The 14,535-nt window shown below is 74.9% G+C and carries 13 protein-coding genes; 4 read left to right on the forward strand and 9 right to left on the reverse strand.

Annotation, left to right across the window (positions count from 1 at the left end; genetic code table 11):
* Positions 1-68: 68 nt before the first annotated feature.
* From ACYVQV_RS00665 to kamD, 6 genes are all read right to left on the reverse strand, one after another.
* Positions 69-614 (reverse strand): FxsA family protein, encoded by a 546-nt coding sequence (locus tag ACYVQV_RS00665; protein ID WP_461021324.1) that lies wholly within the window; start codon positions 612-614, stop codon positions 69-71.
* On the reverse strand, positions 611-1,423 hold the full coding sequence (locus ACYVQV_RS00670; RefSeq protein WP_461021325.1) for a polyprenol monophosphomannose synthase: 813 nt from the start codon (positions 1,421-1,423) through the stop codon (positions 611-613). The genes ACYVQV_RS00665 and ACYVQV_RS00670 overlap by 4 nt, the downstream gene beginning before the upstream one ends.
* Complete coding sequence (gene lnt / locus ACYVQV_RS00675) at positions 1,420-2,991, reverse strand: apolipoprotein N-acyltransferase (RefSeq protein WP_461021326.1); 1,572 nt, start codon at positions 2,989-2,991, stop codon at positions 1,420-1,422. The genes ACYVQV_RS00670 and lnt overlap by 4 nt, the downstream gene beginning before the upstream one ends.
* A 440-nt stretch (positions 2,992-3,431) precedes the next feature.
* The gene (kal, locus tag ACYVQV_RS00680; protein ID WP_461021327.1) at positions 3,432-3,842 is read right to left on the reverse strand and encodes a 3-aminobutyryl-CoA ammonia lyase; all 411 of its coding nucleotides are present in this window, start codon (positions 3,840-3,842) and stop codon (positions 3,432-3,434) included.
* Positions 3,839-4,678 (reverse strand): lysine 5,6-aminomutase subunit beta, encoded by an 840-nt coding sequence (kamE, locus tag ACYVQV_RS00685; RefSeq protein ID WP_461021328.1) that lies wholly within the window; start codon positions 4,676-4,678, stop codon positions 3,839-3,841. The genes kal and kamE overlap by 4 nt, the downstream gene beginning before the upstream one ends.
* Positions 4,675-6,273, reverse strand: a complete 1,599-nt coding sequence (gene kamD / locus ACYVQV_RS00690) for a lysine 5,6-aminomutase subunit alpha (protein WP_461021329.1) — start codon at positions 6,271-6,273, stop codon at positions 4,675-4,677. The genes kamE and kamD overlap by 4 nt, the downstream gene beginning before the upstream one ends.
* 277 nt (positions 6,274-6,550) lie before the next feature.
* On the opposite strand from kamD, the gene ACYVQV_RS00695 reads away from it, so the two are divergent.
* Positions 6,551-7,219, forward strand: a complete 669-nt coding sequence (locus ACYVQV_RS00695; RefSeq protein ID WP_461021330.1) for a lysophospholipid acyltransferase family protein — start codon at positions 6,551-6,553, stop codon at positions 7,217-7,219.
* Positions 7,220-7,297: 78 nt separating this feature from the next.
* Here the strand turns inward: ACYVQV_RS00695 and ACYVQV_RS00700 are convergent, their stop codons facing one another.
* Positions 7,298-8,953: an amidohydrolase gene (locus ACYVQV_RS00700; RefSeq protein ID WP_461021331.1), complete on the reverse strand. Its 1,656-nt coding sequence runs from the start codon at positions 8,951-8,953 to the stop codon at positions 7,298-7,300.
* Between the two features lie 183 nt (positions 8,954-9,136).
* On the opposite strand from ACYVQV_RS00700, the gene ACYVQV_RS00705 reads away from it, so the two are divergent.
* A complete protein-coding gene (locus ACYVQV_RS00705) occupies positions 9,137-10,219 on the forward strand; it encodes a GGDEF domain-containing protein (RefSeq protein WP_461021332.1) in 1,083 nt (360 codons plus the stop codon).
* A gap of 84 nt (positions 10,220-10,303) precedes the next feature.
* On the opposite strand, the gene kdd is transcribed toward ACYVQV_RS00705, so the two are convergent.
* A complete protein-coding gene (gene kdd, locus ACYVQV_RS00710) occupies positions 10,304-11,368 on the reverse strand; it encodes an L-erythro-3,5-diaminohexanoate dehydrogenase (RefSeq protein ID WP_461021333.1) in 1,065 nt (354 codons plus the stop codon).
* A gap of 74 nt (positions 11,369-11,442) precedes the next feature.
* Here kdd and ACYVQV_RS00715 point away from each other — a divergent pair, with 74 nt between their 5' ends.
* Positions 11,443-12,942 (forward strand): KamA family radical SAM protein, encoded by a 1,500-nt coding sequence (locus ACYVQV_RS00715; RefSeq protein ID WP_461021334.1) that lies wholly within the window; start codon positions 11,443-11,445, stop codon positions 12,940-12,942.
* A 106-nt stretch (positions 12,943-13,048) separates the two neighbouring features.
* Here the strand turns inward: ACYVQV_RS00715 and ACYVQV_RS00720 are convergent, their stop codons facing one another.
* Positions 13,049-13,489, reverse strand: a complete 441-nt coding sequence (locus tag ACYVQV_RS00720; protein ID WP_461021335.1) for an Lrp/AsnC family transcriptional regulator — start codon at positions 13,487-13,489, stop codon at positions 13,049-13,051.
* Between the two features lie 33 nt (positions 13,490-13,522).
* On the opposite strand from ACYVQV_RS00720, the gene ACYVQV_RS00725 reads away from it, so the two are divergent.
* Positions 13,523-14,527: a 5'-3' exonuclease gene (locus ACYVQV_RS00725; RefSeq protein WP_461021336.1), complete on the forward strand. Its 1,005-nt coding sequence runs from the start codon at positions 13,523-13,525 to the stop codon at positions 14,525-14,527.
* The last annotated feature ends 8 nt before the right edge of the window (positions 14,528-14,535 follow it).

A 14,535-nucleotide genomic window follows, 5' to 3' on the forward strand; every position in this document is an offset into this window, starting at 1 on the left:
GCGCGGCGAACGGCCCCACCCGTCGGGTGGGGCCGTTCGCCGTTCAGCTCCGAGGTTCAGCGCCAGCTTCAGTGGCGGGGCCCGTCAGGGTCCCGTGGGGGCAGCACCCGGCCCTGGACCGGACGCGCCGCCGGGCCGGAGCCGGTGTCCTCGCGCGGCTCGGCGTCCAGCACGACCTGCCCCGTGACGACGTCCCCGAAGGCGCCCCCGCTGACGCGCACCACAGCCCTGGCCGCCCACCTGCCGACGACGAGCACCACCAGGGCCCGCACCCCCCACCGCAACGGCGGGAGCAGGCAGCACACGGCGAGCACGTCGGTGACGAACCCGGGGACGAGTAACAGCACGCCGCCGACCACGGTGAGGGCGCCGTCCACCGCCTCACGCTGCGGGGCGCGTCCCTGCCGGGCGCTCTCCCGGGCCCGGCGCCACGCCGCGCGGCTGCCCCGGGACAGGACGAGGACCCCGGCGACGGTCGACGCCGCCAGCAGCACCAGCGCCCAGCCGCCGATCCGGTCGGCGACGGCGAGCACGACGAGCAGCTCGACCACGGGGGTGAGCAGCAGGACCGCCAGCACCCACAGCAGCCACGCGGGTCTGCGCCGAGCGGTCACGGCGGAGGACCCCCACCCCGCCGGCCGCGCAGGATCCCGCGGGCACGCTGCACCCGCCGCTCGACACCCCAGCGGGTCAGCCGCCAGAGCGCCTCCAGGACGATCTGCTGGCTCATCTTGCTGCGCCCCGCCACGCGCTCCACGAAGGTGATCGGCACCTCGGCCACCTCGAACCCGGCCTGCAGGGTCCGCCACGCGAGGTCGACCTGGAAGCAGTAGCCCTGCGAGGCGACGGTGTCCAGGGCGATCTTCTCGAGAACCTCGCGCCGGTAGGCGCGGAACCCGCCGGTGGCGTCGCGCAGCGGGATGCCGAGGCTCCACCGCGCGTAGGTGTTGCCACCGCGGCTGAGCAGCAGCCGGTGCCGCGGCCAGTTCACGACGGACCCACCGGGGACCCACCGCGAGCCGAGCACCAGGTCCGCGCCCTCGGCGAGACGGTCGAGGAGCAGCCGCAGCTGCTCGGGCTGGTGGGAGCCGTCGGCGTCCATCTCCACCAGCACGTCGTACCCGCGCTCGATCCCCCAGGCGAACCCGGCGACGTACGCCTGGCCCAGACCGGCCTTCTCGGTCCGGTGCAGGACGTGGACGCGGTCGTCCTGCGCGGCCATCGCGTCGGCGAGGTCGCCGGTGCCGTCGGGACTGGAGTCGTCGACGACCAGCAGGTCGACGTCCGGCTCGGCGGCCCGCAGCCGGCCGGCGGTGCCGGGCAGCGACTCGCGCTCGTTGTAGGTGGGGGTGATCACCAGCACCCGGAAGCCGTGCGGTCCGGTCGCTCCGGCGGGCTCGAGCGGCCCGCTCCCCTGCGTCATGCCTGCGTGGCGCCGTCGCGGCGCGCTCGTCGTGTGCCCGTCACGGCGGCAAGGATGCCAGCCAGGACGAGAACCGTCTCGGGTCCGTCCCGCAGCCTGGACGCGATCGTCAGGTCGCTGCGCAGCGGCAGGTCGGCCTCCAGGACCTCCTGGGTGAAGTGCCCGCTGCGCTCGACGACCCGGCCGTCGGGCGCGACCAGCGCGCTGATCCCGACCGTGGAGACGTGGGCGACGGAGCGGCCGTGCTCGACGGCGCGCAGCCGTGACATGGCGAGCTGCTGGACGCTCTCGTCGGTGTACCCGAACGTGGCGTTGTTGGTCTGGACGACGAGCAGGCGCGCCCCGGCGGCCACGACGTCGCCGGTCAGGTCGTCGTCCACCACCTCGAAGCAGATCAGGTCCCCGACCACCGTCCCGGCGACGTCCAGCGTGCCGACCCGGTCACCGGGGACCATGTCTGCGCGGACGAGGTCCACGAGGTCGGTGATGGACCGGAAGAAGTTCCGGTAGGGCACGTACTCGGCGAACGGCACGGGGTGGCGCTTGGCGTAGCGCTGGCCGGGGCCGTCCTGCGGGTCCCAGACGATGGTGACGTTCTGCAGCCGGTCCCGGTCGTCGCGGACCAGGGTGCCGACGAGGACGGGCGCGTCGACCGCGCGGGCGGCACGGTCGATGACCCTGCGGGCGTCGTCGTTGACCAGCGGGTTGATGTCGCTGGCGTTCTCGGGCCACACCACCAGGTCGGGCCGCGGGCTCCCGCCGGAGCCGACCCGGTCGGCGAGGTCCTCCGTGGCCCGGGCGTGGTTGTCCAGGACGGCGCGGCGCTCGGCGTTGAAGTCCAGCCCCGGACGCGGCACGTTGCCCTGCACGCCGGCCACGCGCACGGTGCCGTCCTGGGCGTCGACCGGCGTGGGCACGAGGAGCCCGACGAGCAGGGCCGTGACGCCGGTCGCCGTGGCGAGCGCGGCGGCCCCGAGCCGCCGGTCGGCGGTGCGGCGGACCGCGAGGGCCAGGACGGCGCCGGCCAGGGCGACGGCGAAGGTGACCAGCGGCGCCCCGCCGAGGGCGGCCAGGCCGAGCGTCGGCGCGTCGGCCTGCGAGAAGGCCAGCCGTCCCCACCCGAACCCGCCGAACGGCACCCGGGCGCGTGCGGCCTCGATCGCGACCCAGGCCCCTGCGGTGCCGACGAGGGCCAGGGCGGGCGGGTTGCGCTGGACGAGGCGCAGCAGCACCCCGCCCGCGGTCATGAACAGCGTCTGGACGGCGACCAGCGCGGTCAGGGGCAGCCAGCCGACGTAGATCCCGGCCCAGGAGAGGTGGGGCAGGAGGAAGGCGACACCGGCGACGGTGCCGACGACGGCGGAGCCGCGCAGCGAGCGACCTCGCAGGGCGGTGTCGACGACGGCGACACCGAGCGGGGCGGTCCACCACCAGCCCGCTCCCGGGAAGGCCCACCACAGCAGCAGGCCCCCGCCGGTGGCGAGGGCGACGGCGCGGGCCCGGTCCGCGGCCACGGAGGAGGTGACCGTGACGGCGCGCGGCGTCGGGGCCGGTGGCGCGGTCGTCACGTGGCGAACTCTAGGTCAGCGGCCGCGCGCGGGTGGAGCCGGCCGGGTGGAGCCGGTCGGCCCGTGCGCCCTTCGGACCGGACCGTGCCGCGATGGGTTCGCGACAGCGCCCCGTTGTCTACTGAGCGCACGGGCCCGACCGTGGTCCACCCCGTGGTGGGCGACCCGCTCCGTCCACCGCACGGACCGCGGACCTGGCAGGCTCGGGTGCTGTGACCCTCGGGCCCGCCCCGCGCTGTCTCGGGGGCGATCGCCGGCCACTGCTGCATGGCCGCCGCGTACGTTACCCAGAGGTCACCGGCTGTCAAGGCGCGGTTACCCGCTCCAGGTGACGTCGTCGCAGGTCAGCGGGTTGCGGCTGCCCGCGGCCTCACCCAGGTCGCCGCGTGTCGTCGCGGCGTGTCGCGGGGTCGGGCACGTGGAGGGCACGGTGTCCGGCGTCAGAGCGCCCCGGCGGTCGGGGGGACGACGACCGTCCCGCGGGCGGTGGTCACGACCAGCGGTTCGTCCAGGACGTCCGCGGCGGACGCACCGCGGGCGGGGTTGCCCCGGCAGACGACCCGGGCGGTCAGGTCGAGCTCGCGGCTGCGGGTGCCGACGCGGACGACGACGGCCTCCACCTCCAGGACGTCACCGGCGCGGACGGGGGCCAGGAAGCGCACGTCGGCGTAGCCGGCGAACAGGCCCTCGTCACCGTCGGTGCGGATGCACACCTCGGTGGCGACGTCCCCGAAGCACGCGAGCGAGTACGCGCCGTCGACGAGGTCGCCGGCGTAGTGGGCGTGGGAGTAGGGGACGTAGCGCCGGTGCACGACCGTCAGTCCGACGCGCGGGTCCTCGGGGGTGGTCATGCTGTCCTCCGGTCGGTGGGGGCCCCGGCCGGCGCGCCGCGGCGGCGTCCGGTCGTCGGGGGCAGCAGGGCGTGCACGAGGTAGGACGCCACCTCGCCGGGGGTGGTGCCTCGGCCGAACACCCGGTCGACGCCGAGCCGCTCGGCGGCGGACTCGTCGAAGCGCGGGCCGCCGACGACGAGCAGCGGGACGGCTCCGGCGGGGTAGGCCTCGCGGAAGGCCGCCGACATCTCCGCGGTGTTGTGCAGGTGCGCGTCCCGCTGGGTGACGACCTGGGAGACCAGGACGGCGTCGGCCCGGCGGGCGCGCGCCTGCTCGACGAGCTCGGGCACGAGGACCTGGGCGCCGAGGTTCACGACCTCGATCTCCCGGTAGTACTCCAGGCCCTTCTCCCCGGCGAAGCCCTTGATGTTGAGGATCGCGTCGATCCCCACCGTGTGGGCGTCGGTGCCGATGCACGCGCCGACGACGACCAGCTTGCGGCGCAGCCGCTTCTTGATCGCCGCGTTGACCTCCTTGGCGCTCAGCAGGGGGTACTCCCGCTCGACGACCTGCACCTGCGACAGGTCGACGAGGTGGCGGACCGGCCCGTACACGACGAAGAAGGTGAAGTGCGGGCCCATCGGCTTGGCGTGCACGACCAGGGCCGGGTCGATCCCCATCTTCTCGGCCAGCTGCTGCGCGGCGCCCTCGGCGCGCTTGTCGTGGGCGACCGGGAGGGTGAAGGACACCTGGACCATGCCGTCGCCGGTCGTGTCGCCGTAGGGGCGGACGACGGTCCGCTCCCCCGGGTCCCTGGCGTCGCCATGGAAGGCGCTGAGCTCCTCGCTGCTCATCGGGTCGCTCCCTCCTCGAGCAGGTCGACGGCGGGGTTGACGTACCCGTCGGCGCGGGCGACGACGCCGTCCAGGCCCTTGCCCTTGTCGGCGGGGCGCTTCATCAGGCCGAACGTGCCGTCCGCGATGGCGCTGAGCAGCGGCGCGTCGCCCTCCTCGGCGACGATCCGCTCCAGCAGGTCGACGGCCTCCGACAGCACCTGCCGGGCGCGGGTGGCGATGAAGCCGTCCGCTGGCGGGTGGAAGTCCTCGGTCAAGCCGCCGGCTGCGTTCATGACGTACCGGACGTTCTGCAGGGCGAGGTCGCGGTCGGACAGCCAGGGCGTGACGACGGCCTCGGTCATCATGCCCACGAGCAGGATCCCCTGGCCGGTCATGGCGCCGACGAGGTTGAAGAAGCCGTCGAGCAGGTACCCGCGGAAGACGTCGCCGGTCATGTGCTTGGTGGGCGGCATCCACTTCAGCGGCGCCTTGGGGAACAGCTGGCGGGCGAGCAGGGCGTGCGCGAGCTCCATCCGGAACGAGTCCGGCAGGTCGGGGTTGATCTCGAAGGCGTGCCCGAGACCGAGCAGGTCGTCGGTGAGCCCGGCCTCCTTCGCGAACGCCTCGTTGACGAGCTGGCTGACCGTGACGGTGTGGGCTGCCTCGACGGCGTCGGCGGTGGTGAGGTAGTTGTCCTCGCCCGTGTTGATGATGATCCCGGCTCGGGCGTGGACCTGCCGGGAGAAGCGCTGGTCGACGAACGTCCGCACCGGGTTGATGTCGCGGAACAGGATCCCGTACATCGAGTCGTTGAGCATCATGTCGAGCCGCTCGAGCCCGGCCAGGGTCGCGATCTCCGGCATGCACAGGCCCGACGCGTAGTTGGTCAGCCGCACGTAGCGGCCGAGCTCGGCGCTGACGTCGTCCAGCGCCGCGCGCATCAGCCGGAAGTTCTCCTGCGTGGCGTAGGTGCCGGCGTAACCCTCCCGGGTGGCGCCCTCCGGCACGTAGTCCAGCAGGCTCTGGCCGGTCGAGCGGATCACCGCGATCACGTCGGCGCCCTCACGTGCCGCCGCCTGCGCCTGCGGGATGTCCTCGTAGATGTCGCCGGTGGCCACGATGAGGTAGATCCACGGGCGCTGCGCCGGGTCCCCGTGCCGGCGCACGAGGCGCTCGCGCTGGGCCCTGGCGCGGTCGATGCGCCGGACGCCGGTCGCGACGGAAGCGCGGGCGCGGCGGGCGGCGCGGTCGGCGTCGCGTCGCTCCGGCAGCCGGAAGGTGACGGAGCCGCTGGCCGCCTTCTGCGCCAGCGTGGTCAGGTCGGGCGCCTCGTCGCGCAGCAGCGCGTCCCAGACCGGGAGCGCGACCCCGTGCTCCAACCCGACCTGCTCGCGCACCTGGTCGACGAGGTGGTTCACCCACGGCACGCGCTCGGCGTCCGCCCCGGCCAGGCCGGCCATCCGCAGCGTGGCGCGCTCGACCGAGACGGTCGTGTGGGTCCTGGCGAGGCGGACCACGGGCCGGGTGGCCCGGCGGGCGAGGGCGCGGGCGCGCCTCACGACCGCGGGGTCGAGGTCGAGCAGCGGCGCGCGGCGCGCGGCGGAGCGGGACACGGACTCTCCTGTCGTGGGGCTTGCCGGGCTGGCCTGGCGGGTGGGTCTGCCTGGCGGGGGGGACGGGGACCACGGGACGATCCCGCATCGATCCGGAACGTCCTGCGTGGATCTTACGGTGAGCAGCCTGTCAGACCGGACGTTCTCCGGGCAACGACACCTGGTCGGGGGTGTCGGCCGGGCAGCGCGCCAGGGCCGGTACCGTCGACGCACCGCGCGGTGCCCCACGCCGGGGCGACGGAACGGTGCGGCACCACCGGCACCCCGGGAGACCCCCATGCTCTACTCGCTGACCCGCGGCACCCTCCGCACGCTGCTGCGGTTGTTCTGGCGCACGGAGGTCGACGGCCTGGAGCACGTGCCGAGCACCGGCCCGTTCCTCCTCGCGAGCAACCACCTGTCCTTCATCGACAGCGTCGTCATCCCCCTCGTCGTCCCCCGTCGGGTCGCCTTCCTCGCCAAGGCCGAGTACTTCACGGGCACCGGCGTGCGCGGTGCGCTCAGCCGCGCGCTGTTCGAGGCGGTCGGGGCCCTGCCGGTCGACCGCGACACCGGCAGCGCGGCGCAGGCCTCCCTGGACGCCGCGCTCGGCGTCCTGCGCCAGGGCGACGGCTTCGGCATCTACCCCGAGGGCACCCGGTCCAGGGACGGCAGGCTGTACCGCGGCCGGACCGGGGTCGGCTGGCTCGCGGTGGCGTCGGGAGCGCCCGTCGTGCCCGTGGGGCTCGTCGGCACCGACCGGGTGCAGCCGGTGGGCGCCCGGATGGTCCGCCCGTTCCGGCGCATCCGCGTCACCTTCGCCGAGCCCGTGCGGCCCCAGGACCACGCCGGCGGTCCCGCCGCCGCAGCACGTCGCGCGATCACCGACGAGGTGATGGAGCGCATCCACGCGATCACCGGCCAGGAGCGCGCGCCCGGGTACAACGACCGCACCGGACCCGGCTGAGCCGACTCCGGCCCATCGCGCCCGGACCAGCCGCGCACTGACCAGCCGCGCCCTGACCAGCGCGCTGCGTGGACGACGTCAGCCCAGCGCCCCTGCGTCGTGCAGGACCACGCCGTCCCGGACGGTCCGCAGGCAGACCGGTGTCGGCGCACCGGGCGACAGGTCGGGCAGCACCGGGGTCCCCGACCGCGGGTCGGTGCTCCACGCGGCGACCGACGGGTCCGCGGACTGCACGACGAGCTCGTCGACCTGCCAGACGGCGAAGGTCGCCGGCGCACCGGGCGCCACGACACCGCCGCCGTCACGGCGCGCCGCCCGCCACCCGCCGCGGGTGTGCGCCAGGAAGGCGGCACGCGCGGACAGCCGCTCGTCGGGGGTGCGGTGGTACACCGCCGCCCGGACCGCCCCCCAGGGGTCGAACGGGGTGACGGGGCTGTCCGACCCCAGCGCCAGCGGGACACCCGCCGCGGCGAGGGAGCCGAACCTGTTCAGCGCCGCGCCGCGCTGCGGTCCCAGCCGCTGCGCGTACATGCCCCGCTCACCGCCCCAGGCCGCGTCGAACGCGGGCTGCACGCTGGCCGTCAGGCCCAGCCGCGCGAGCTCGGCGACACCGGCGTCGTCCACCGCCTCGGCGTGCTCCACGCGGTGCCTGGCCGCGGTCAGGGCCGCGAGCCCGACGCGCTCCGCGGCAGCGGCGGCCCCGGCGAGGACGGCGTCCACGGCGGCGTCGCCGATCGCGTGGAAGCCGGCCTGGACCCCGGCGCCGCTGCACGCGACGAGGTGGTCGCGCACCTGGTCGGCGTCCAGGTACGCCAGACCCCGGTGGTCGGCGGGCAGACCGGCCTCGGTCGCGTCGGCGTAGGCGTGGTGGAAGCAGGCGGTGCGCGACCCGACGGACCCGTCGGCGTTGAGGTCGCCGGCGAGCCCGAGGAAGCGGTCGGCGTGCACCCCGAGCGCACCGCGGACCTCGGCGAGGACCCGCGCGGCCTCCTCGTCGGACCCGACCAGCTCCCCCCAGTACAGGAGCACCTCGGGCAGGTCCGGCGCGGCGGACAGCGCGAGCAGCGTGGCCGCGTCCTCGAGCGAGGAGACGTTCGGGCCGGCGCACTCGTGGACGACGGCGACGCCGGCCCGGGACGCGGCGCGCAGGGTGTCCTCGGCCAGCCGGCGCCGGTGACCGACGTCCAGGCGCCGGGTGACGGTGCGGGCGGCGTGGTGGGCGTCGCGCTCGACCCGGCCGTCACCGTGCCACCCGGGTAGGTCGTGCAGGCCGGCCCGCACGGCCAGCTCGCCGGACACGACGGCGGAGTGCACGTCGACCCGGGACAGGTACACGGGCACCCCGGGCGCGGCCCGGTCCAGCTCCTCGGCGGTGGGCGGCCGGCGGTCGGCCCAGTGCCGCTCGTCCCACCCGTGGCCGAGGACGGTCTCCCCCGGCCGGTGACGCGCCGCCCGGGCCACCGCGTCGAGCACCTCCTGCAGGCTCGTGGCCCCGAACAGGTCGAGACCGTCCCGCAGCAGCCCGGTCTCCGTCACGTGGACGTGGGCGTCGACGAAGGCGGGCGCCAGGAGCGCCCCGTCGAGGTCGACGACCCGGTCGACGCCGTCGCGGTGCGCGTCGGCCGCCTGCTCCGAGCCGACCCAGGCGACGGTGCCACCGTCGACCAGGGCGGCGGTCGCGAAGGGGTCCGCGGGGCTGTAGACGGAGCCGTTGCGGTACAGGGTCGTCGTCACGGGGCACAGTGTGCCGCCTCGCTGCCGCGGTGCCGCGCGGGGTGGGCCCGGCGGACCGCTGCGACGCGCTCGCCCCGTTGCCTTCCTCGTGTCCCCGATCGGCGGTGGGCCGATCGGGCGCCCGCCCAGGTCGGGCCGCCCCGTGGCTTCACCCGGCCCCCGGACGTGCCGACACAGGAAGTCATGGAGGCGGAGGTCCCGGTGGCGCGCGGTGCCGTGTCGCGGTGGCTGTGCCCCACCGAGATGCAGCGCCAGCGCTTCCTGGACATGAACGACCGGGTCCGGACCGCGCGGATGATCCAGGGCGCGGCGATGTCGCTGGCCTGCCTCGTCGCGAGCTACTGGTACGGCTGGCCGGTGGCGGCGACCGTGGCCGCGGCGGTGACGACCCTGGTGGGCCTCGACGTCGCCTACCGGCTCGTGCGCCGACCGGAGATCGCCTCGTTCGCGTCGATCACGGTGCTCGAGGTGATCCTGCTCGTCACCGCCACGTTCTCCGGCGGGGCGCACAGCCCGCTGCTGCCGTTCACCGCCATCCCCACCATCATGCTCGCCGCCCGGTTCCGGCCGGCCGTCGTGGCGTGGGGCGTGGGCGGCTCCCTCGTCGGTACGGCGGGTGCGCTCGTCACCGCCGCCCGGTGGCTGCCCGCGGCGCCCGAGGTGCCGTGGGTCGTCCCGGTGGTCGCCTACCTGGCGGTGCTCGCCAGCGTGGTGGCCGCCTCCACGATCCTCCTGCAGGCCGAGCTGCAGTCACGGGGTGACGCGGTCGTCGACCAGCTCACCGGGTTGTTCAACCGCAAGGCGCTGCACGGCCGCTACGTCGAGGCGATGGCGCAGGCCCGCGCCATCGGCGCGTCGGTGTCGCTGGTGATCTGCGACCTCGACCACTTCAAGCGGGTCAACGACGAGCACGGTCACGACCGCGGCGACGTGGTGCTGCGGGAGGCCGCGTACCGGATGCGCCGCACGCTGCGGGTCTTCGACCTGGTCTACCGGCTCGGCGGCGAGGAGTTCCTCGTGCTGCTGCCCGGTCAGGACGAGCACGCCGCCGCCCTGGTGGCCGAGCGCCTCGTGCAGGACCTCGGCGCGGAGCCGCTGGCCGGGCTCGCCGTCACGATGTCCGCCGGTGTCGCGTGCACGCACGGCGAGGACCTGTCCTTCGAGGACCTGCTGCGCAGGGCGGACCTGGCGCTGTACGCCGCCAAGCGCGGCGGGCGCAACCGGGTCGAGCGGGCCTCCGACGTCCCCGTCCACCTCCCCGTCTGACACCGCCCCCGCCCCCGCCCCGGCCGCCGTCGGCGGCCCGGCAGAGCCACGCGTCCGGAGTCACGCGTCGGCGGCCCGACGCAGTCAGGCGTGCTCGGCCGCGAGCCGGCGCTCGAACAGCATCCGGACGCCCGGCGTGGTGCGCAGCAGGTCCAGCGCGAGGTCCGCGTGCCCGGGCACGTACCCGTTGCCCACGAGCATCGTGACGTCGGCGGCCAGGCCCTCGGCGCCGAGAGCCGCCGCGCTGAACGACGTCGCCATCGAGAAGAAGACGACGGTCCCGCCGTCCGCGGTCGCGAGCACCGCGCCGTGCTCGCAGCCGGGGACGTCGACGCAGACCACGGTCACGTCCGCGGGGCGGCCGAGCGCCCCCTGGACGGCGTCGGCGAGCGCGAGCGGGTCGCGGGCGTCGGCGACCACGACGTGGTCGGCGAGTCCGGCCTCCGTCAGCAGCTCGGCCTCGTGGGAGGTCGGCACGACGCCGACGGTGGCGCCGGCTCCCGCGGCACGCGCGGCGGCGAGGGACAGGGAGCCGGACTTGCCGGCGCCGCCGACGACCGCGACGAGGGGGCCGTCGGCGCGGGCCGCGACGACGCGGCGGACGAGGGCCGGTGCCCCGCAGACGTCCATGACCATGAGGGACATCGCCGGGTCGAGGTCGTCGGGCAGGACGGCGGCGATGCTGCGGCCGAAGAGGATCGCGTGCCCCTCGGCGGGCACCTGCTCCCCCAGCCCGTCCCACCCGGCGAGGTCGTCGGTGAGGGACAGCGGGGTCAGGGACAGGGAGACGAGGGTCGCCACGCGCTGGCCGGGCCGCAGGCCGAGCGGGGACGCCGGGCCGACCTCGTCGACGACGCCGATGAGCATCCCGCCCGAGCCGGTGACCGGGTTCTGCATCTTGCCGCGCTCGGCGACGATGCCGAGGACGGCGCGGCGGACCGCGTCGCCGTCGACGACGCCGTCCACGGTGTGCGTCTGGGCGAGCTGCCGGTAGCTGGCGGCGTCGAGGTTGAGCCGCTCGACGCGCACCCGCACCTCGTCCTCGGCGAGCTGCGGGCTGGCGTCCAGGCGCCAGGCCGCCTGCGGGAGCACGCCGGCGGGCTCCAGGACGCGATGCACCCCGATGGGCGACGCGGGACGCTCGGACACGAAGACCTCCATCGGGCGGAAGAATTGCGGCGACACGGTTTGTCGGCCGCAAGGTTTCCCGTATCCTGCCACGTGTGAGCCAGGAGATCAGCACCCCGCGCCTCGGTCAGCCGTATGCCTACAGCCGTCGTGAGCTCGTCGAGCCCGACTGGCGGCGCCTGCCCGGGTGGCGCGACGTCACGCCGCAGGAGTGGGCCAGCGCGCAGTGGCAGCGCGTGCACTGCGTGAAGAACGTCAAGCAGCTGCGCGAGCTGATGGGTGACCTGCTCACCGAGGAGTTCTACGCCGACCTCGAGCGCGACCAGGCGGAGCGGGCGACGATGTCGATGCTCGTCCCGCCGCAGATGCTCAACACGATGGTCGGTGCCACGGGCGTGTTCGACGACGGCCGGATGCCCGCTGCCGGCGAGGAGTTCACCCGCGCGTTCTACGCCGACCCGGTCCGCCGCTACATGCTGCCGGTGTTCTCGGACCGCCGCACCGACTGGCCGAGCCACCCGTTCGCCACGCGCGACTCCCTGCACGAGCACGACATGTGGGTGGCCGAGGGGCTGACCCACCGCTACCCGACCAAGGTGCTCGCCGAGCTGCTGCCGACCTGCCCGCAGTACTGCGGGCACTGCACCCGGATGGACCTGGTCGGCAACTCCACCCCGGTGGTGCCGAAGCTGAAGTTCGACCTGAAGCCGGTCGACCGGCACGCGGCGATGGTCGACTACCTGCGCCGCACGCCGTCGGTGCGGGACGTCGTCGTGTCCGGCGGGGACGTGGCGAACATGCCGTGGAAGAACCTCGAGGCGTTCGTGATGCGCCTGCTCGAGATCGACAACATCCGCGACATCCGCCTGGCGACGAAGGCGCTGATGGGCCTGCCGCAGCACTGGTCCCAGCCGGACGTCGTCGAGGGCATGGCCCGGGTGGCGGCGACGGCGCGCTCGCGCGGGGTGAGCCTGGCGATCCACACGCACGTCAACAACGCCCAGTCGGTGACGCCGGCGGTGGCCGAGGCGTCGCGCGCGATGCTCGAGGCGGGGGTGCGCGACGTCCGCAACCAGGGCGTGCTGATGCGGGGGGTCAACGACAGCGCCGAGCAGCTGCTCGACCTGTGCTTCGCGCTGCAGGACGAGGCGTCGATCACGCCGTACTACTTCTACATGTGCGACATGATCCCGTTCAGCGAGCACTGGCGGATGTCGCTCGCCGAGGCGCAGCACCTGCAGCACGCGATCATGGGCTACCTGCCGGGCTTCGCGACCCCGCGGATCGTGTGCGACGTCCCGTTCGTCGGCAAGCGGTGGGTGCACCAGGTGCACACGTACGACACCGAGCGCGGCATCTCCTACTGGACGAAGAACTACCGCACGTCCATCGAGAGCGACGACGCGGACGCCCTGAACCGCGAGTACGTCTACTACGACCCGATCTACACCCTCCCCGAGCCGGGTCAGGACTGGTGGCGCGAGCACGGCGGCGCGGCCGAGGCGCACGCGGCAGCGCTGGAGCAGGCCGCAGGCAGCCGCGCGGCGGCCGCGCGGCAGGCCGAGGGCCTGGCCAGCCACGCCGTCCACGCCTGAGGGGTCCACGCCCGAGGAGTCCACGGGACGGCCCGGACGAGCGGCCCGGTGACGCGCGGTGGGGGCGCGTCACCGGGCCGTCGCCGTGGTGGCCTCCCCGTCCCGCTCACAGCTCCGGGGGGCGCGACTCCCACGGGGTGGACAGCACGACGGTGGTGCGGGTGGCCACGTTCGCCGCGGAGCGCACCCGGCTGAGCAGGTCCTCGAGGTGGCCGGGGGTGGGGACGCGCACCTTGAGGATGTACGCCTCGTCGCCGGCGACGGAGTGGCAGGCCTCGATCTCGGTGATGTGCTCGAGCCGCTCGGGGACGTCGTCGGGTGCGGAGGGGTCGAACGGGGTGACGGAGATGAACGCCGTCAGGGACAGCCCGACCGCCTCGGGGTCCAGCACCGCGGTGTACCCGGTGACGACACCGCGTTCCTCGAGCCGACGGACCCGCTGGTGCACCGCGGAGGTGGACAGGCCCGTGGCGCGGGCGAGGTCGGTGTAGCTCATCCGCCCGTCCCGGGCGAGCAGCCGGACGATCTGGCGGTCGGTGTCCTCCACGTCTGGAGGGTACCGACTGGCAGGATCGCTCCCGTGACGAACGCGGACGCGCCGGCCCCCACCCCCGACCCCTGCAGCGGACGCAGGGTCCTGCTCCTGGACTCGGCGTCCCTGTACTTCAGGGCCTACTTCGGGATGCCGGACTCGCTGAAGGCCCCCGACGGCACCCCGGTCAACGCGGTCCGCGGGTTCCTGGACATGATCGCCCACCTGGTGACGCGGTACCGGCCCACCGACCTGGTGGCGTGCTGGGACGACGACTGGCGGCCGCAGTGGCGGGTCGACGCGATCCCCTCGTACAAGGCGCACCGGGTCGTCGAGGAGGTCGCCGGCGGCGCGGACGTCGAGGAGGTCCCCGACACCCTGTCACCGCAGGTGCCCGTCATCGCCGAGCTGCTCGAGGTGCTGGGGATCGCCCGGGTCGGCGCACCCGGCTGCGAGGCGGACGACGTCATCGGGACGCTCGCGACCCGGGCCGTGGCCGACGGTGCCGACTGGGTGGGCGTCGTCACCGGCGACCGGGACCTGTTCCAGCTCGTGGACGACGCCCGTGGCGTCCAGGTCCTCTACACCGCCAAGGGCGTGCGCGACCTCACCGTCGTCGACGGCGCGTGGCTGGCCGAGCGGTACGGCGTCGCGGGCGGTCCGGCGTACGCCGACCTCGCCGTGCTGCGCGGCGACCCCTCCGACGGGCTGCCGGGTGTCCCGGGCGTCGGTGAGAAGACGGCCGCCAAGCTCCTGCGCGGCTACGGCGACCTGGCCGGGGTCCTCGCCGCGGTGGAGTCCGGCGACCGGGGGCTGACGGCGACCCAACGCGGCCGCCTGCAGGACGCGGCCGCCTACCTGGCCGTGGCCCCGGCCGTGGTGAACGTGCTGCGCGACGCGGACCTGCCCGACGTCGGCTCCGGGCTGCCGCCTGTCCCCCGCGACGGCGAGGTGCTGGACCGGCTGGCGGCTCTGGCCGAGCGCTGGGGCGTCCGGGCGTCGGTCAACCGCGTGCTGGAGGCGCTGTCCGCCTGCGAGGCGCGCACCGGCTGAACCGCGTC

The sequence above is a fragment of the Thalassiella azotivora genome (assembly GCF_054781695.1).

Bases quoted from the DNA above. Each gene is read 5' to 3' on its own strand.
- ACYVQV_RS00670 (WP_461021325.1), bottom strand. From the start codon at position 1,423: ATGACGCAGGGGAGCGGGCCGCTCGAGCCCGCCGGAGCGACCGGACCG.
- ACYVQV_RS00705 (WP_461021332.1), top strand. From the start codon at position 9,137: ATGGAGGCGGAGGTCCCGGTGGCGCGCGGTGCCGTGTCGCGGTGGCTG.
- kamE (WP_461021328.1), bottom strand. From the start codon at position 4,678: ATGAGCAGCGAGGAGCTCAGCGCCTTCCATGGCGACGCCAGGGACCCG.
- ACYVQV_RS00695 (WP_461021330.1), top strand. From the start codon at position 6,551: ATGCTCTACTCGCTGACCCGCGGCACCCTCCGCACGCTGCTGCGGTTG.
- kal (WP_461021327.1), bottom strand. From the start codon at position 3,842: ATGACCACCCCCGAGGACCCGCGCGTCGGACTGACGGTCGTGCACCGG.